This window comes from Brevibacillus ruminantium, assembly GCF_023746555.1.
In the GTDB taxonomy this organism is placed as follows: domain Bacteria; phylum Bacillota; class Bacilli; order Brevibacillales; family Brevibacillaceae; genus Brevibacillus; species Brevibacillus ruminantium.
This window is the reverse complement of record NZ_CP098755.1, coordinates 1,198,235-1,215,584: the sequence shown is the minus strand read 5'-3', so window position 1 is coordinate 1,215,584 and position 17,350 is coordinate 1,198,235. Positions and strand designations below refer to the sequence as shown.

Sequence of the window (17,350 nt, the reverse complement as noted above, 5' to 3'; positions counted from 1 at the left end):
GTCTCTATCTTTATAGAATGCTGTTTAAAAACTGTCTGGTGCGCTCCTGCTGCGGGTTGGAAAAGAAATGAGCAGGCTCTCCCTGTTCGAGAATCTGACCGTTGTCCATGAACACGGCCCGGTCGGCCACTTCTCGGGCAAAGCCCATCTCGTGGGTTACGACAACCATCGTCATGCCCTCTTTGGCCAACTGCTTCATGACCTGCAAAACCTCCCCGACCAGCTCCGGGTCCAGTGCCGATGTCGGTTCGTCAAACAGCATAATTTTGGGCTTCATCGCCAATGCTCTGGCGATCGCCACCCGCTGCTTCTGTCCGCCAGACAGCATGTCCGGGTAGACGTCCGCTTTGTCCTTCATGCCCACTTTTTCCAAAAGGGCGTATCCTTCCTCTTTCGCTTGGCTGGGGAGAATCTTTTTCACGTAGATCGGAGCCTCGATCACATTTTCCAGAGCGGTCTTGTGAGGAAACAGATTAAAGTGCTGAAACACCATCCCTACTTCCGTCCGGAACTTGTTTAAATCTGTTTTTTTCGGGTCGATCAGCTGACCATTGATGCGAACCTCGCCCTTGTCATACATTTCCAGAAAGTTCAGACATCTAAGCAGCGTGCTTTTTCCTGATCCGCTGGCACCGAGCAGTACGACAACTTCTTTCTCGTTTACCGCCATGTCAACACCCTTCAGAACGGTTAACGAACCAAACGACTTGTACAAATTTTTCACTTCAATCACTCTGATGTTTGCCCCCCTTCCAGTCGACGCAATGAGTAACCATGCAGGTAAGTGCATACCATATACTTTTCCGAATTGTGAAAATTGTTTCTGTTTTGATTATATTTATCGGACACCGATCTGTCACGACTTTTTTCACACATTGGTGAATATTTTTTTCGTTAATATTTCTCGTTCCATAAAAAATATGAATACATCAATCGTTTTTTGCAAAATTCTGTCATTTTTTGGAAACAGAAAAGACGGCTCCTGTCTTGTTCAGAAGCCACCTTTCCCCTCCCTGTCTACATGAGGGTATTCATTTGGTTTTAAGACGGAAAAACACCCCAACCGTTAAACGGCTGAGGTGCTTGGCACGAGAATAGGAGATTCTTGCCAGGTAAGATGCAACCTAGTTATGATTCATGTACGGAATCCGTTTATTTTACAACCAGTGTGGCGACCATTTTGTCGTGGTCAGGACCGCACATGATGTTGCAGAAAATCTTGTATTCGCCTGCTTTGTCGATGGTAATGGTTTTGCTGCCTTCGTTTTGAATATCGAAGTCCAGGCCTTCAATACCGATGCCGTGGAAACCCTCTGTAGACTTGAAGTTGATGGTGATCGGTTCGCCCGCTTTCGCTTCGAATGTATCGCTGTTAAATTTCCAGTTGCTCGCTTCGATGCTGATTGTGTTTTCAGCAGATGCTGTCGCAGGAGCCGGTTGATCTCCTCCTGCAGCCGTTTCTTTTTTGTCTCCGCCACAGCCAGCCAGCGCTGCGGATACGACTACCGCCGAAATCAGTAAACCCCACGTTTTTTTCATAAGGAACCCTTCTTTCATGCAAATTCTGCAAGTTCTACAGTTCTATTGTAACGAAAAATGCAGTCCAGAATCTGGGAATCTGTGAACGAACTTTGACGAACCGGCGAACGATTGGTGAACTTTGGAAAGAAAAGGGTTACGACCGAAATACGCCCAAGTACTGGAAGACGCTTTTTCTGTAGCACTCCGGTTGGATGCCTCGTCAAATAAGCGTAAGAAAGAGGAGGTGATTCCCGTAGAACCGCTGGCCAAGAAAAAAGAACAGATCATTCGGGAGTGGGTGTCCCTGTACCACTCCCTGGTGTTTCGGACGATCTATTACTATGTAAAAAATAGAGCAACTGCCGAGGATTTGACCCAGGAGGTATTCGTCAAAGCCTACCAAAAATTTGAATCCTTCCGCGCAGAGGCTCGCCCCGAGACCTGGCTGTACCGGATTGCCATCAATACCGCAAAGGATTACTTAAAATCATGGAATCATCGCAAGACGATCCTTACGTCTACCTTTTTTGAAAATAACGCCTCTGAGTCGATCGAGCACCAGATCATGCAGCAGTTCCAAAACGATGAGCTCGTCCGGACGGTGATGGCGCTCCCGACCAAGTACCGGGAAGTCATCGTGCTCTACTATTTTGAGGAGGTCAAATCGCCGGAAATTGCCGAGCTTCTTGGCGTAAAGGAATCGACCATACGCGTCAGGATATCGCGCGGATTGGAAAAGCTCAGACAATCTTTGAAAGGAGGAGATCATGATTGGATATCCTTGAGCAACAGCTAACCAACCGAAAAGAGCTTGTCCATCAGGCTCTCAGACTCACACCAGAAGAAGCACGCAAGCTCGAGCAGCGCACCATGGCTTCTCTGACAGCATCGCAAACCAAGGGAAAGCGAAGCTTCGCTCGTCAATGGGCGCTGGCCGGCATCGCTGTCGCGGCTGCCCTGTTTCTCTGGATACAGCCTTTTTCTCTGCAGCCCGATACCGATCCCGGGCAGCATTTGACCGCTCCTCCTGAACCCTCTCCTTTTCGCGCGACTTCTCCTGGCCATGAACTGCCAACAGAGCCCAAACCAGCAGCTGTGTCCTGGCAGACAGAAGAAGAACGATTGGAGCTGTATCGGGTATTCGAGCTGGGGATGACCTACGACGAAGCCAAGAGGCTTTTCCCCGAGCTTGGCGAACTGGGGCCTCAAGGAGGTCTGGAAGGACTGGGGGAAGCCGGGTTGCATGAAGCAACCATGCCGGTTGTTTTGGGAAATGAGCAGGCAGTGCTGTCGCTTCATTTTCAGAATGGCTTCCTGTACGCGGCCCGCTATCAGATCGAAAGCAGAGATGAACAGAAAGTCCAACAGTTGAAAAAAAATCTGGAGGCCTTCTATGCCCCCGCTTTTGGCTCGCCAACAGCAGAAAAGATAGAAAGCGGAGACAGCTTGGCATGGGGTCCTTACTTTAATCTTGCTCTGACGAAGAACTACGATGGCCGCTTCTTCCTCGTATGGGGCATGCAAGGAGGCGAGCCTGGTTTGGAGGAGCTGTACCGCGAACGAGAATTTACAGTCCAGGAGGCCGTCGACTTGGCCCTGGCAAATAAACGGGAGTTTCCTTCCAACACAGGTGAAGCAAAAGTGGTCCCTGTCAAAGGCATCCCCGAAACCGTGGCAACCACTACGCTAAGGACAAAAGTAAAGCTTCTGTACCGCGGTGACTACCTCGTCCGTTTTGAACGAATCTGGACCGTCAAGGACAAGAACGGTCAGGATCAACAGCGCTCCAGCGTATGGTCCTATCAGGTGACCGAAGAGGGAGGAGCAAAGCTGGCGGAAAGCCGGGATATCGACCAGTCAATGATGGACTACCTGAACGCTTTCACCTCGCGAAAAGACTGAGCAACGCAAATAGAACGCATGAATGCAGTCGAAAACCTTCGGCACTCCGGTTGGGTGTGGCAAGTTACGTGAAATCGGTTCGATTTGGGGTTTACGGTCCGGCCAATCGCCTGATTGTGGAGTCCCTGCAACTGGCATCGCCTGGCTTTGCCGGGAACTTTGCTACTGGCAATCGGCCCGCTTCGTCTTGACGACGCGTACCAAATCCTCTACCCCAATCCAGTGCGCCTCCCAGTCATTGACCAGCTTGAACTGTTTGGTCAAGGGATCGATTTTACGCACGACCCCCCATGCCGTTTCCACTATGCCCAGTCCGTCTGCCTGCTCACGGAACCAGGAGACCGTAATGGCGTAGTCATATTGCGTCGAATCATAGACGCGGAAGCACATTTCGCCAAAATCGTCCTCGTCCACGACCGGTCGCTGCGCAAGCTGTGGTGCCATGAGCGGGGACGTCACGGTTTCCATGTAACCTGACGTTGCCGACCCTGGATTGTGGCGGTCCCTTTGCAGACAATCTGAAGACGCTTCGAAGTTCTTTTCCATTCCGATACCCTCCAACAAGAACATTTGTTCCTATTTTACTCTCATTTTCGGAATGTGCAAGGACAAAAATAACCAAAAACCTCTCCGGTATCTCGCGCATTTGATCTGACGCAAGTCCGGAGAGGTTTTTTCATTGTTTGACTTTCAAATATAACCGTTTTTGACCGTTTAGTCGTCGCACTTCTCTTCCTTGCCCGCAGCCAGTGCCGTTTTGAACGACGACCCGCAGCCGCAGGAAGCGATCGCGTTCGGGTTATGGATAGAGAAGCCCCCGCCCATCAGCGATTCCTTGAAGTCGATCTCTGTGCCTTTGATATATAGGTAGCTGTCTTTGTCGACAACAATCTTGACTCCATTCTGCTCGAAGGTTTGGTCCCCTTCTTTGATCTCCTGATCCCAGCCCATGCCATAGGTAAAGCCACTGCAACCGCCGGGACGGACTCCTACACGCAGAAACAGGTTCGGATTTTCTTCCGCCGCCAGCATTTCTTTTACCTTCAGGGCGGCTTGCTCGGATATGGTAATCATACATTTCCCTCCTTGTCAGCCGTTTTTACTAGGTTGCGGCGTTCTCCTTTCAGTATACCTAAGAAACAGCCCTGCCCTCAAGACTGCATTACACTTTGCTGGCGCCCGAAAACGGACAGCAAAAAAAGAGGGTCTCCCCTCCTATGCAAAATGAGCCTTTTGATCCAGAAAGTAAAAGCAGTAAGCCGGATTTTTTTTACCTACCTTGGACAGATTATGATCTATTTGGTTCAGTTCGTTGTGCAGTTGATCAATTTGTTTACTATACTCCAAGACTTCTGGATGATCCAACCCAAACTCTAACCCCATACTAACCATACGCTGTCGAAGGAGTTCAATTTTCTCAAGCAAAACTTCCCGCATTGCTGAAGCTCCTCCTAAAATTTTAAGGCTTTCGTACCTTTATTTTACAAGATACAAAGGCATTAGGCAAACAAAATTTCCTTAAATAACCATGAAAGATCTGGAATTTTGCCGACAATTGTAAGATTTTTACAGTTTCTGTTTCTTAGAACTTCTGATATTGTTCGTCTATCGGAAGAGGTTTATAATATAGATGCTTTTGTTCTACTTTCGGAAAGTTTAACTTCGCTAACGCGTTAAATGACGAAAGTACAAGAAAAACTAAGGCTTTCGCTATTGGACTTGGCGATAAGCCAGGTTTTTCCAATCGGAGAAAAACGACAACATCAATGGTATGAGTACTTATTGGAGAAGGGAAGTGTTTGATATGGCACTCGACACCCTTGTGATTCAGGACAAGAACCTGACCGATATTGCGGCCAAAGTCATGAGCGGCGAGCGTCTCACTCTGGAGGACGGGGTCACTCTGTTTAACTCCCATGACCTGCTTACCATCGGCCAACTGGCCAATCTGGTCAATCAGCGGATAAACGGTGACAATGTTTACTTTATTCAAAACATGTACATCAATCCTACCAACGTCTGTGAAGCGCATTGCAAATTCTGCGGATTCCGTCGTGACGAGGGAGAAGATGGCGCTTACACGATGAGCCAAGAAGAGCTCCTTCATTATGTAGAAACCCGCTACCACGAAGGCATTCGCGAGTTTCATATCGTAGGCGGTCACAACCAGCACCAGCCGTTTGATTACTATCTCGACAACATCCGCACGCTGAAAAAGGCCTATCCACACGTGACCATGAAGGCTTACACCGGTGCGGAAATCGAATTCTTTTCACGCATCTCCGGCCTGTCTATTCAGGGCGTGCTGGAAGAGCTGAGAAAAGCAGGCATCGAGAGCTTGACGGGTGGAGGCGCAGAGATCCTGACGGAGCGCTACCGTCTGAAAATGAGCCCGGAAAAAGCGACGACGGACATGTATCTGCAGGTTCATCGCACCGCTCATCAAATGGGAATGAAAACGCACTCTACCATGCTCTACGGCTCCATCGAAACGCTGGAAGAGCGCGTCATCCACATGCTCCGTCTGCGCGAGCTGCAGGATGAAACCAACGGCTTTCTGGTCTTTATCCCGCTGGCCGTCCAACCGATCAAAGCGACTGCCGGTATTAAACGCCGCAACTCCGCTATTGACGATCTCAAAACCATGGCAATCAGCCGCTTGATGATGGATAACTTCCCGCATATCAAGGCGTACTTTATCAACATCGGTACCCAGCTGACCCAGATCTCCCTCACCATGGGGATGTCCGATGTGCACGGAACCCTGATCGAGGAGCGCATCAGCCACTCCGCAGGTGCTCTTACGCAGCAGGCCCTCACCGTAGATGAGCTGGTCTGGCTGATCAAGGGCGCGGGCAAGCGTGCGCTGGAGCGCGACACCTTCTACAACGTAGTGAAGGAATACTAAACCAAAAGGACTGTCCCTTTTGCAGATTTATTTTGCAAATGGATAGGCTCTTCCTTACAGTAGCAGGTTTAATGATTTCACCTGTATACTTAAAGGAGAGCATATCGACCAGGGACAGTCCTTCTTTTTATGTTACTCGTGGAGTTTTATGTTCCTCTTGGCGTTCTTGCTGACTTGCCCAGTGATGCCTGCTTTCCCCTTCATTCTCCGCTTTGCCCCTCTGGTCTTCGTTTCGCCGCTTCTTTCTTTGCTTTGCTCCGCAACGTTCCTTCCGGGTCAAAAGGGAAAGAGATCCTCCGCTTCCTCGTCTTCCTTCAGCTTCACTTTGATCTTGTTCAACAGCTCTTCCGCTGTTTCCGCCTGAATCAGCTCGCCGTTGACCAGTGCAAAGGGCAGCATATAGCACTCGCCGCAATAACCCAGGCAGCCGTATTCCAGCACATCCACATCCAGCTCCGGGTCATTTTCCAGCGCTTCCATAACTGACTTTGTATAGGAAGAAACGTTACTCGCGCAAAATTCTACTAAGGCCTTCATTTCTTATCACCTGCCATACTTGTCGGCTTCACATTTTCGTTCTATATTGTACCGCTTTTTCGGTGATAATTCAGTAACACAACTGCATACCTGATGGGAAAAAGATTCTGCTTGCAATTTGAGCAAAAGAGACTAACAATAGAGTGGGTGCTGTAAAATAACGGACAGAAGAAAGGATAGACCTTCTTATGAAACGACTTGTTATCCTTGGCGGAGGATACGGGGGTCTGCGGATTATTGAGCGCATCCTGTCCCCTGAGTTACCAGATGACGTCTTCGTCACGCTTGTGGACCGGATGCCGTTTCACGGTTTGAAGACGGAGTATTACGCTCTGGCAGCAGGCACGGAGCCGGAAATGGCCGTACGTGTGGCTTTTCCAAGCGATCCCCGGTTGACTATCAAGTACGGAGAAGTATCAAGTGTCGATCTGGATGAGAACATCGTCCATTTCACGGGCGGGGACTCGCTCTCCTACGACTGGCTGGTGCTCGCTCTGGGCTGTGAAGACCGTTATCACGATATTCCCGGAGCCGACGAGTTTACCCATTCCATTCAGTCGATGACCGCTACGCGCAATACTTACGCGGCCATCAATAACCTGAACCCCTACCGGACGGTGACGATTGTTGGCGGAGGGCTCAGCGGGGTGGAACTGGCTTCCGAGCTTCGTGAAAGTCGCCCAGACCTGAACATTCGTATTGTAGACCGCGGTGAAAGCATTCTGAGCCCATTTCCGAAAAAATTGCAGGAATACGCTTCACAATGGTTCATTGAACATGACGTACAGTTGGTTTCCATGGCTAACGTCAAACGTGTCGAGCCCGGTGTGCTCTACAACCATGACGAGCCTGTAGAAAGCGACGTGATCGTCTGGACTGCCGGTATTCAGGCGAACCGGATTGTTCGCGCCCTGCCGATTGAAAAGGATAATATTGGACGAGCCAAACTGAATGCCTACCATCAGATCCCGAACCATCCGAATGTGTATGTAGTCGGTGACTGTGCAAGCACGCCGATTGCCCCTAGCGCACAAACGGCGGAGCTGCAGGGTGAACAGATTGCTGTCATATTAAAAAAAGATTTCAAAGGGGAAGATTACCCCGCTTCCTTGCCCCTCATCAAGCACAAAGGGTTCCTGGGCTCCCTGGGAAAAAAAGAAGGCTTCGGCGTCATGGGAAAAATGTCCCTCGTCGGCCAAATGCCTCGTGTCATGAAGAGCGGCGTTCTTTGGATGTACAAAAAACACCTGGGTTAATCCCGTGCTGTTTTCGGGTGCCTCGGGCAACCATCAACCACACCCTCTTATCCCATAAAGAAAAAAGCCGAATTTTTCCTGTGCTGTGGAAAAATTCGGCTTTTCCATTTTAAAATTCGGAGCGTAGCTTTCGATGTTTCTTACTCTTTCAATTGTTGAGTGATTTTTTTGATTTTATCCTGGTCAGAATCAAGAATGCCATAAAGAACGCCTGGCATGTTGTACAAATACTCCTTGTCATCCATTCTGTATGAAAGAATAGGAGTCATCGTGATGAAATCATGTTCTTTCTTGGTACGGAGAGAATCGATGACGATCTGCTTCACTTCTTCAGGTTTAATCTCGAAAGCGTCTTTGAATTGATAGGAAATCTTATCTGTAAGATCATACACCTGAGAAACAGAGATGCTTTGTTTTCCCGCATTTTTTATGTTAACATCTAAGGCTGGAGTTGGATAACCGACTTTATAATCTCCAAAAGGCACCAAATGTTCATTTTGGAAAGGGACACTGTTTTGCACGGTTATCTCCCCGAATTCGTGGGTTGTTGTTTTTTCATGCTGAAACTGAATGAGCAATTTATCAGCTTTTTCTATATGATCGGTTAAGACTTGTGCGGTTACTATCATATTAACCAACCGAAACCCGTTATCGGAAATACCTGTATCTACCTTGTAATCAATCACTTTGATATTCGAATTATTAAAGGCAAGGGAAGTAACCTGATCTTTTAGAGATGAATCATGTTTTCGAATATCTTGCACCCCAAAGATATTGAAAGACATCCCGTTTTTACCATCGATGACATAACTAATATAATTGTCTCCAAATAGCAGATTCACATCTTCTTTACTTTCCTTCGTTTGTGTCGTGCTTAACATCACAGTTAGTAGCACTGAACTAATCAAAAGAAATAGAATTAACCAATATTTGTTTGTTTTAACCATAGTTATCTATTTTTAACTCCTAACCGACATTAACAACAGTTTTGAACTTTTCATTTTTTCTTCTCCTATATTAAAATAAACTCACAAATAATGGTATTCAACATGTGCATGTAATCATCGAAGCTGACTGATACTACCCGAAACAAAAGCATTCATTCCTCGCTTCTTTTTCGCTATGTTTCTATTTCGTACCTCCACGCTAGAGGTGATTCCGTGAAGAACCTTATTTTTTCCCTGCTATTCTCCGCTATAATCCTTACCTCGTCTGCCATGCTGCCCCTACAGACTGCCGTAGCCGAAACCGAACGGGAGCGGCTGCTTGAGGAAGCACTGATCAATCGCTATCTGGAGACGATCGGCAGCACGCTGCAAAAACCGTTTGGCTGTGAAAAAATTACCCAGATCACGCGGCTTGGCGATCCCCGGGTCTCCTCCTTTGAACTGGTGATCGAGGTTGTCACCTATGGACAGGTATACGGCCAGCCTCCCTATGATCTCGTGTCGCTGACCTTTCGCGATCGCCCCGACCTCACCAGTCTCACCCGGTTCGACAAAAAGAGGAGTCTCTCTGCAGAGGAGTATCGTTCCCGGTGCAGCTGGTTCGTCCGTTGATGTTGCCCTTGCCCGTCAGCTTTTTTGCACTTTAAGCACCGGTACCCGCTTTATCTCGTAGGTCCCCTCCAGGATCCCTTCGTGGATGACGTTGAGCTTCAAAAGACTCGATATTTTCCCTACATCCGCTTTCGACACCAGCCTCCACAGGGAGGTGTCAGGAAGTGCGTTGTACAGCCTGTCATCAAAATACTCGCGCCGCTCCTGAACACCCACGACCAGCTTGTATTCACCCAGACTGACGGAGCCTGGCTCCGTATAGTGGTCGAGAAGCTCCTGCCGGATGGATTGCAGCTCCTCCTCGATTCGTTTCTGCTCCTCCTTTAACTGATAATACCGGGCCGCCATTTCCTCCATGCCCCATCTCCCCTTTCGTCCATATCGGTCGAAGTATATGAGGGAGGTGCTAGGGATAGAACGGGAACGCCTTCGCTCCTACTTTACGTTATCCAGCACGCTTTTGATCACGGCTGCCGAGTCCTGTCGGCGATTCAGGTTGTAGTGCTTGCCTACCGCTTGATACACGGCCTGCAGGTTCTTCGCGCTTTTATTTTTCCGATAGGCCGCTACTTCCTTGGCAAACTTTGGATGATGGATCAAATCACGGCTCCAATCCCAAGCACGAGGTTTCAAAGCATCCTGCCTCGCCAGATCAAGAATTTGCTGAAAGCGTGGAGTTGCATACTGGTTCACTTTCCGTACGAAATTCTTATAGTCAACCGTATCCATTACCGCGTAAACGCGATTTTGTTCAAAAGGCTGCCCATTGATTTCAATCAAATCCGTATACCGTACTGGTACCATACCTGGCTTGAGCGATAGCTGATAGTACTCCCAGCCTGTTGCTGTTTTTCTTCCCGGCAGGATGAGCGTGAGAAAATCAAACAAGCGTTGATACGCATACTCCTCCAACCAATCATCTGGACCCGCCTCCATACGCAGTCGGGTCTGCGGATAGAGAAAGCCTTTGCTGTCTACAGGAAAACCAGGAAGCCCTACTTCTACTGCCCAGCGAACAGCAATATCCTCGGAATCCTTCAGATCGATGCCGCCGTGATAGGGACGGGTTTCCCCCAGGATTCGATACAGGATGGTTGCGACAAATTCCTTGGTGGCCCTCCCATCGTCAATCTCCTCCGGTTTCACATATCCAGCCTCAATGAGTGCCTGCAGCCGTGCCGATAATTTGATCTCTCCAAGCTGCTTGGTCAGTTCTCTTCTCTCTTCTGAATAGATGTCCGCCTTTTCAATTCTCCGCTCCAACTCATGGAGATTCACATCAGGTGGATAGATCGGCCCCAGTGTGCCTATCCAGTTAAAAATATTGAACAGAAAGCCTTTCTTGGAAGTGAGAAACTTCGTATTATCATCGAAACGGGTCTTCGTCGTATAGGAGCCTCCCGTGTCCACGTCAATGAGATAGTCTTCCTGCGAGTACGCTTCACCCTGCGTCACCTGCGGATTCGCAATCGTTACCATATCGGTATTCAAGAACAGGTATTTCTCGAAATGCTCCGGCATCTTATACGTTACCCGATTACTAGTGGCGGACTTTGCCGAAACCGATGTCGGAGTGAAAGTAACACCTAGAATACTTGTCACAATAAAACTGCACGCCGTAAATAGAAGAAGAGATATATTCCTATTCATTCCTAACCACCCTTTTTCTGGTTATGTAGATAATGACGCACAAACCCCTTCTTTGGTTTCATTTTCAAAACTTTATACTTTATTGCGTTTACATGGAAATTTTGTTTCTTTGTCACTTTACCAATAAATGTAAAACAAAGTTGCAGCGCACTCGCTTTTCTGTCGGCTCCAAAAATCTCCAGCCACAAAAAATAAGTGTTAGACTGATCCCGATTCATTAAAACAGCGGCAATCTCAGACATTTAATAAAGTCTCAGATCGCCGCTGTAGTATTAAGTAGTAAGCCAACGAAGCCAAAAGCACTAGATCCAAACATCATTGGGTGCTGTTAAGTTTGACTCAGCCTCGCCAGTGTTTACTACGCCTCTAGGCTCTACGAGCATGATATGGTACTCTTTGTTGGCGAATGGTTGATGTTCAACACCTCTTGGGACAACAAACATCTCGCCCTGGGATATTTTCACCTGACCATCCCGAAAATCAATGAACCTCTCCCCTTCGAGCACGATAAAACGGCCAGACATATTATCTGTCTGACCGTTCACCTGATATTACCTATATATCCTTGCCTTACGATTCCTTTTCTGCAGAGGCAGCCACAGGCTGTACACCCATGCTTTCCAGCTTCTCGTAAATGTCCTTCAGCTTCGGATTTCCTTCACCGACAATTTCCCCGGAAATTACGACAAGCGGATACCACAAATCTTCTTCGAGAATGCGCTGTGCCCAGCTTTTGTCTTCCTCTGTCTCTGGTTGTTGAAAATCGCTATAGATAATGCGGATGCTGTCGTTCCCATATTTGCGGCCGACCGCTGCAAGCAGCCATTCCGCCGTCTCCTTAGCTGACGGTAAATTGACGCAGCTTGCACACAATTGCTCGGTTCCGTATACCTTGATTTCCACACTCACGCTCTCCGCCCCCTGCTTTTTTCTTTCATCTTATCATTTGGAGAGAGCTTGATCCAGATCTTCAATCAAGTCTTCCACATCTTCGATACCAACGGAGATGCGGACCAGACCATCGGTGATCCCCAGTGCAGCACGGCGATCAGCCGGGATGGATGCGTGCGTCATCCGTGCGGGCACACTGATCAGACTTTCCACTGCGCCCAGCGATTCCGCCAGCGTAAAGTATTTCACGCGGGAGAGTACCTCTTCAGCACGCTCGGCACTGCCGACATCAAAGGAGATCATGCCGCCAAAGCCGCGTCCTTGGCGCTTCGCCAGCTCATGCTGCGGATGGCTGGCCAAGCCCGGGTAAATCACGCGTTTGATATCGTCGCGTTTATTCAGCCACTCAGCCAGTGCACGCGCATTTTGCTCATGCTCCTCCATGCGGATGCCAAGTGTTTTCATCCCGCGCAGAAGCAACCAGGAATCCTGCGGTCCGAGAATGCCGCCAATGGCATTTTGCAGGAAATGAAGCTCTTCGCCCAGCTCCGCATCCTTGGTTACGACCAGCCCGGCTACAACGTCGCTGTGACCGCCCAAATATTTTGTCGCACTGTGGTACACCACGTCGGCCCCCAGATCGAGCGGATTTTGCCAGTACGGGGTCATAAAGGTGTTGTCTACGATCAAGAGCAGGTTATGCTGTTTGGCAATCTGGGACACCGCCGCAATATCGCTTACTTTGAGCAGCGGATTGGTCGGCGTCTCCAGGATGATTGCTTTGGTCTCCGGGCGAATCGCAGCTTCTACCGCGCTCATGTCGCCCGTATCCGCATAGGTGGCTTCCAGCCCCAGACGCGAAAACACGCGGGTAATCACACGGTAAGTGCCGCCGTATACGTCATCTCCTACGATGATGTGATCGCCTTTGTTAAACTTCGACAGAATTGTGGAGAGCGCCGCCATGCCGGAACCAAATGCCAGACCGCGCGCACCGCCCTCCAGCTCCGCAATATAGGTTTCCAGCGCATGCCGGGTCGGGTTCCCGGTACGAGAGTATTCAAAGCCTTTGTGCTGGCCGATCGCTTCCTGTTTGTAGGTGCTTACTTGATAAATCGGAACCGATACGGCTCCTGTATGTGGATCGCCTTCGATTCCTCCGTGGATCAGACGCGTTTTGATACGCATGCTTAGATGCCCCCCTGATAGATTTTTTTACTCAAATAGCGTTCACTGCCATCTGCAAACAATGTGACGATATTGGTTCCCGGCTGTGCCACCTCTGCCTCGCGGAGGGCGGCTTCCAGTGCTGCTCCTGCCGAGCTTCCTACGAGAATGCCTTCCTTGGCAGCAAGCTGCTTGACCCGATCAAATGCCTCTGCATCCAGGATGGTATGAATCGCATCAAAATAGTCCGTGTCCATAAACGGCGGTAGAAATTCCATGCCAATGCCTTCTGTCTTATGCGGACCAGACTCTCCCCCGTTCAAAATGGAGCCCTCCGGTTCTACGATTACCGTTTTTACCTGCGGATTTTTTTCCTTCAAATAGCGGGCTGCCCCCATAAAAGTGCCGCCGGAACCAGCTCCTGCCACAAACACATCCACTTTCCCATCCATTTGTTCCCATATTTCTGGACCCGTGGTCTTGTAGTGCGCGTCTGGATTGGCCGGGTTTGCAAACTGCTGCGGGACAAAAGAACCGGGAATGCTGGCTGCCAGCTCTTGTGCCTTGGCGATTGCTCCCTTGATTCCGTTTTCTGTCGGTGTGTTGACCACCTCAGCGCCCAGGGCGCGCATCAGCTCTTGCTTTTCCTCCGAGAACTTTTCCGGAACACAAAAAATCACACGATACCCAGTTCCGACTGCCGCCAGGGCAAGTCCGATTCCCGTGTTTCCTGCGGTCGGTTCAATAATGGTTCCTCCCGGCAAGAGCTGCTCGCTCTCTTCTGCAGCACGGATCAACTCAACGCCCAGTCTGTCCTTCACACTTCCGCCCGGATTAAAATACTCCAGCTTCGCAAACAAGCGAACACCCTCTGGAAGCGGAAATTGAGTCAGCTCCACAATTGGCGTATTTCCGATCAGTTCTTTGATATTTCCATATACGTTCACGGCACCAGACCCCTCGTCGTAATTGATCATTTGCCCTCTTATTATAACATGCAAGCTTGACAAAAAGTCCACGCTTCTGCGATCTTCCGCCCAATTTCTGCAAACTGCACTCCGGGAGATTCGATCATGGATTTATGTTGACACGGGGATTATAATAGAAGAAGGAATGGAAAGGAGTGAGTACCCCATGGATAACATGTTCGATCAAGTGGAAGAAGTTTTGGATAAATTGCGTCCCTATCTGCAGCGCGATGGCGGTGACGTACAGCTCGTTGACGTAGAGGAAGGCATTGTCAAGCTTCGCCTGATGGGCGCTTGCGGCAGCTGCCCTTCTTCGACCATTACCCTCAAAGCAGGGATTGAGCGCGCTCTTCTGGAAGAAATCCCAGGCGTAAAAGAAGTACAGCAAGTATTCTAAAGACGATACAAAAAGCCCCTTTCCGGTCATCTCGCCGGCGAGGGCTTTTTTGCGTAATCGCCATCTTGTGCAGCCTTGCTGGACTCCCCGATTCGCTCAAAAAATGCAGCCATTTTTCGTGCGTACTCTTCCGGAACAAGCGGGTAGCTGCGCACATGTCCAGCGCCAGGAACCAGCCACAGCTCCGACTCCTCATGAGCGGCCAGCTGGTACAGCCACTCACTGTTTGCACTCGGCACGGTCGCATCGCCTGTCCCATGGATAAAAAATATCGGTTTATTGGCTCCCGTGACCGCTTCGTACGGGCGCACATGCCGCGGATTGGCCCCGAGCATCAGCGGACTGAGCGTCAAAATCAACCAGTTGAAAGGAAAGCGGGGAAGGCCTGTCCACTGTGGCAAATTCTCTTCCAGATACTCCTGCAAAGAGTAGAAGGGTGAGTCTGCCGCAATCGCCTCTACCCGCTGATCGCGCCCTCCCACCAAGAGAGAGGTGGCGGCACCCATGGAAAAGCCGATCAACCCGATTCGTTCGCTCGGCCTGTTTTTTTCGACGTAATCAATCGCCCCCAGCAAATCATCCTGTTCCCGCAGACCGATCGTGGTCAAGGCAGGGGATGACTCTCCGCTGTTGCGAAAATCAAACATCAGGATATTGTACCCGCAGGAAACAAGCCTGGCTGCCAGCGAGAGGGCGGGAAGATGCGGCTCCAGACGGTTTTGGCCGTAGCCGTGGGAGAAAATCAGCGTTCGCTTGCGGTCTGGAAAGCCGTTTGCTTTCGCAGAAAGATACCAGCCCCGGATCGTTATCCCGCTTTCCCGACTGGGAAAAGAGATCTTCTCGTAGTGGTGAATGGAAAAATCCTCCGGACGGCTATCAATCTGCTTCTGGCGCGGATGCGTCAGCTTCCACGTCACACGCAGCGCGACAAACGAAGCGGCAGCAAGGAGAATCACAACCATCACGATCAGAATGCTCACTAGCTTCATACCGGCGTAACAAGCCCCTTCCCTTCCAGCGCGGAGCGGATATTGGCTGCCGCCAGTTTGCCCATACCCAGACGGGTTTGCCCAGCCATCAGCACAGGCTTCCATCCCGTCCATCCACCTACCATTACATAGCGGTTCGCTTCAGAAATCCGTCTTGCCGCCGCCAACAAAAGCGCAAAAGCGGGATCGGCCGTGGCCTCCATTTGCACATCTGGAGTATTGGTCACCAGAACACCGCGTTTCCTGGCGGCAGCCGTGTCGATATTCTCGTACCTGGCTGCCATACTGGCCACGACCTTCTGATGGCGTGCACGGCTCGGCAATTCTTCATCCACCCGATCCGCCATCATCATGAGAAGTCCGTCCGCCTGCTCCTCCAACAATACCTCTGGCGGGCAGGCGCAGTCTTCCTCCCACACCTCTACGGTTGCGGTTTCTTTTCGGTATTCAATCAGTTCGCTGGCTAACTGCCTCGTCGCGTACACGAGTGGTTTCGTCGTCATCATCAGACCTCCACAACCAATCAATTTGCGGGATGGGCACACTGTAGCGCCGGTGAATCATCCGCGGATACAACAGCAGGGCCTCTTCCATTTTCATCAGCTCTTCGTCCATTTGCTGTTTCCAGCCGCTGTCGTCTACCTTTTGTTTTTCTTCAAGAGGCAGCTCTCGATAGGCCTCGACCAGCTTCAGAAATCTGCCCGGATACAGCATCAGACCGTAAATGATGGCATATTCGTTTTCCAACAGCGGTGTGACACTGTTGTAGCCGTCCAGAAAGCTGGCTATCTTCTCTTCCTGCCATCCGTGACGCCGTACCTCTGTTTTAATCCACTGCCCGATATCACGCGCACGCATATCCAGTACCCAGTTCCATTCCCCTGTCAGAAAAGGACCTCTTTCCTCATCCCAAACGATATAGTCCTGCTCAAAATTTTGATAGGCGACTTTTCCGCAACCAGCCGTCTCTTTGATGACTCTTTCATAATCGGCATGATACAGGTATTGCACCGCTGTCTCCCCGAGTTGATGGACATAGGTATAGCTGGTCAACAAGTATTCATCAAAGGGGATAATCTCCACATCCCTTTCGTCCAGATCATCCCGATATCCTTCGTATTCCCGCAACTTTTTTCTCCACATGGCCGGCCAACTGCCCAGCGAGCTGTAAGGCAAAAATAATTTATCTCCCTTGAAGCTCCCCGTTCCTTGATGGAAGCGCGCCAACACCTGACCGCAGGCGTAATAGGGATGATCCGGAGTCGCTTCCCTGACGCCCCGGTACAGATACAGAATCTGATCATCGTGAACCGTATGCGGCTGCCCTTTGACCGTCTTCATCACACCGAGCAGCGTCGGTTCCCCCCGCCCGCTCAGTTCTTTTCGCACCCGCTCCACAAATTTGCTTTTGTATTTATAAATCGCGGGTGCCTCGAAGAGATAAAACAATCCCTGGTCCGTCTTCAGTGCCGTCCCCGGCCCTTTTTTGTTTGCATTGATCAGCGAAAAGCCATATTGCTCCTGCAATAATTGCCGATATTCCATCGATACAACCCTCCCAACACACCTTCTCATGAAGCAGGGTATGTCAAAACACCGGGATAG

22 protein-coding genes and 1 pseudogene are annotated in these 17,350 nt (G+C 49.8%); 6 read left to right on the top strand and 17 right to left on the bottom strand.

Translation table 11 applies throughout. The annotated features are described in order from the left end of the window. Positions 1-10 precede the first annotated feature (10 nt). Both NDK47_RS05940 and NDK47_RS05935 read right to left on the bottom strand, forming a co-directional pair. Positions 11-733 (bottom strand): amino acid ABC transporter ATP-binding protein, encoded by a 723-nt coding sequence (locus NDK47_RS05940; protein WP_251873944.1) that lies wholly within the window; start codon positions 731-733, stop codon positions 11-13. A 419-nt stretch (positions 734-1,152) separates the two neighbouring features. Beyond that, the gene (locus tag NDK47_RS05935) at positions 1,153-1,539 is read right to left on the bottom strand and encodes a cupredoxin domain-containing protein (protein ID WP_251873943.1); all 387 of its coding nucleotides are present in this window, start codon (positions 1,537-1,539) and stop codon (positions 1,153-1,155) included. A gap of 226 nt (positions 1,540-1,765) precedes the next feature. Here NDK47_RS05935 and NDK47_RS05930 point away from each other — a divergent pair, with 226 nt between their 5' ends. Continuing rightward, positions 1,766-2,317, top strand: a complete 552-nt coding sequence (locus NDK47_RS05930) for a sigma-70 family RNA polymerase sigma factor (protein ID WP_251873942.1) — start codon at positions 1,766-1,768, stop codon at positions 2,315-2,317. After that, positions 2,293-3,423 carry a hypothetical protein gene (locus tag NDK47_RS05925; RefSeq protein WP_251873941.1) on the top strand — a complete coding sequence of 377 codons (1,131 nt, stop codon included), beginning with the start codon at positions 2,293-2,295 and terminating at the stop codon, positions 3,421-3,423. The genes NDK47_RS05930 and NDK47_RS05925 overlap by 25 nt, the downstream gene beginning before the upstream one ends. A 162-nt stretch (positions 3,424-3,585) precedes the next feature. Here NDK47_RS05925 and NDK47_RS05920 read toward each other — a convergent pair whose 3' ends face one another. From NDK47_RS05920 to NDK47_RS05910, 3 genes are all read right to left on the bottom strand, one after another. After that, complete coding sequence (locus tag NDK47_RS05920) at positions 3,586-3,969, bottom strand: YolD-like family protein (RefSeq protein WP_251873940.1); 384 nt, start codon at positions 3,967-3,969, stop codon at positions 3,586-3,588. 168 nt (positions 3,970-4,137) lie between these two features. Continuing rightward, the gene (gene erpA / locus NDK47_RS05915) at positions 4,138-4,497 is read right to left on the bottom strand and encodes an iron-sulfur cluster insertion protein ErpA (protein WP_251873939.1); all 360 of its coding nucleotides are present in this window, start codon (positions 4,495-4,497) and stop codon (positions 4,138-4,140) included. 141 nt (positions 4,498-4,638) lie between these two features. After that, on the bottom strand, positions 4,639-4,860 hold the full coding sequence (locus NDK47_RS05910) for an aspartyl-phosphate phosphatase Spo0E family protein (RefSeq protein ID WP_251873938.1): 222 nt from the start codon (positions 4,858-4,860) through the stop codon (positions 4,639-4,641). A 367-nt stretch (positions 4,861-5,227) separates the two neighbouring features. On the opposite strand from NDK47_RS05910, the gene mqnE reads away from it, so the two are divergent. After that, positions 5,228-6,331 carry an aminofutalosine synthase MqnE gene (gene mqnE, locus NDK47_RS05905; RefSeq protein WP_251873937.1) on the top strand — a complete coding sequence of 368 codons (1,104 nt, stop codon included), beginning with the start codon at positions 5,228-5,230 and terminating at the stop codon, positions 6,329-6,331. A gap of 276 nt (positions 6,332-6,607) precedes the next feature. Here the strand turns inward: mqnE and NDK47_RS05900 are convergent, their stop codons facing one another. After that, entirely contained in the window at positions 6,608-6,868 is a 261-nt protein-coding gene (locus NDK47_RS05900; RefSeq protein WP_251873936.1) for a DUF1450 domain-containing protein, read from the bottom strand. A gap of 188 nt (positions 6,869-7,056) precedes the next feature. On the opposite strand from NDK47_RS05900, the gene NDK47_RS05895 reads away from it, so the two are divergent. Further along, entirely contained in the window at positions 7,057-8,124 is a 1,068-nt protein-coding gene (locus NDK47_RS05895; RefSeq protein WP_251873935.1) for an NAD(P)/FAD-dependent oxidoreductase, read from the top strand. A 140-nt stretch (positions 8,125-8,264) separates the two neighbouring features. Here the strand turns inward: NDK47_RS05895 and NDK47_RS05890 are convergent, their stop codons facing one another. Beyond that, positions 8,265-8,966 (bottom strand): hypothetical protein, encoded by a 702-nt coding sequence (locus tag NDK47_RS05890; RefSeq protein WP_251873934.1) that lies wholly within the window; start codon positions 8,964-8,966, stop codon positions 8,265-8,267. A 318-nt stretch (positions 8,967-9,284) separates the two neighbouring features. Between NDK47_RS05890 and NDK47_RS05885 the strand changes: the two genes are divergently transcribed. Further along, positions 9,285-9,683, top strand: coding sequence for a hypothetical protein (locus NDK47_RS05885; RefSeq protein ID WP_251873933.1), 399 nt, complete (start codon positions 9,285-9,287; stop codon positions 9,681-9,683). Between the two features lie 15 nt (positions 9,684-9,698). On the opposite strand, the gene NDK47_RS05880 is transcribed toward NDK47_RS05885, so the two are convergent. The 7 genes and pseudogenes from NDK47_RS05880 to cysK form a co-directional block, all read right to left on the bottom strand. Then, positions 9,699-10,040 carry a hypothetical protein gene (locus tag NDK47_RS05880; protein WP_251873932.1) on the bottom strand — a complete coding sequence of 114 codons (342 nt, stop codon included), beginning with the start codon at positions 10,038-10,040 and terminating at the stop codon, positions 9,699-9,701. A gap of 78 nt (positions 10,041-10,118) precedes the next feature. Then, positions 10,119-11,333 (bottom strand): hypothetical protein, encoded by a 1,215-nt coding sequence (locus tag NDK47_RS05875; RefSeq protein WP_251873931.1) that lies wholly within the window; start codon positions 11,331-11,333, stop codon positions 10,119-10,121. Positions 11,334-11,335: 2 nt separating this feature from the next. Continuing rightward, positions 11,336-11,575, bottom strand: a complete 240-nt coding sequence (locus tag NDK47_RS05870; RefSeq protein WP_251873930.1) for a hypothetical protein — start codon at positions 11,573-11,575, stop codon at positions 11,336-11,338. A gap of 60 nt (positions 11,576-11,635) precedes the next feature. Continuing rightward, a pseudogene (locus NDK47_RS05865) lies at positions 11,636-11,845 on the bottom strand (cupin domain-containing protein); the annotation flags it as partial. Between the two features lie 58 nt (positions 11,846-11,903). After that, positions 11,904-12,242, bottom strand: coding sequence for a YuzD family protein (locus NDK47_RS05860; RefSeq protein WP_251873928.1), 339 nt, complete (start codon positions 12,240-12,242; stop codon positions 11,904-11,906). A gap of 33 nt (positions 12,243-12,275) precedes the next feature. Next, entirely contained in the window at positions 12,276-13,412 is a 1,137-nt protein-coding gene (locus NDK47_RS05855) for a bifunctional cystathionine gamma-lyase/homocysteine desulfhydrase (RefSeq protein ID WP_251873927.1), read from the bottom strand. 2 nt (positions 13,413-13,414) lie between these two features. Next, positions 13,415-14,338, bottom strand: a complete 924-nt coding sequence (cysK, locus tag NDK47_RS05850; protein WP_251873926.1) for a cysteine synthase A — start codon at positions 14,336-14,338, stop codon at positions 13,415-13,417. A 196-nt stretch (positions 14,339-14,534) separates the two neighbouring features. Here cysK and NDK47_RS05845 point away from each other — a divergent pair, with 196 nt between their 5' ends. Then, positions 14,535-14,756: a NifU family protein gene (locus NDK47_RS05845; protein WP_251876009.1), complete on the top strand. Its 222-nt coding sequence runs from the start codon at positions 14,535-14,537 to the stop codon at positions 14,754-14,756. A 26-nt stretch (positions 14,757-14,782) separates the two neighbouring features. Here NDK47_RS05845 and NDK47_RS05840 read toward each other — a convergent pair whose 3' ends face one another. From NDK47_RS05840 to NDK47_RS05830, 3 genes are read right to left on the bottom strand one after another with little or no spacing between them, the layout of a single operon-like run. Beyond that, a complete protein-coding gene (locus tag NDK47_RS05840; protein ID WP_251873925.1) occupies positions 14,783-15,745 on the bottom strand; it encodes an alpha/beta hydrolase in 963 nt (320 codons plus the stop codon). Beyond that, positions 15,742-16,248 (bottom strand): Rossmann-fold NAD(P)-binding domain-containing protein, encoded by a 507-nt coding sequence (locus NDK47_RS05835; protein ID WP_251873924.1) that lies wholly within the window; start codon positions 16,246-16,248, stop codon positions 15,742-15,744. Before NDK47_RS05835 ends, NDK47_RS05840 begins: the two co-directional genes overlap by 4 nt. Beyond that, positions 16,193-17,290 carry a hypothetical protein gene (locus tag NDK47_RS05830; RefSeq protein WP_251873923.1) on the bottom strand — a complete coding sequence of 366 codons (1,098 nt, stop codon included), beginning with the start codon at positions 17,288-17,290 and terminating at the stop codon, positions 16,193-16,195. The genes NDK47_RS05835 and NDK47_RS05830 overlap by 56 nt, the downstream gene beginning before the upstream one ends. Between the last annotated feature and the right edge of the window lie 60 nt (positions 17,291-17,350).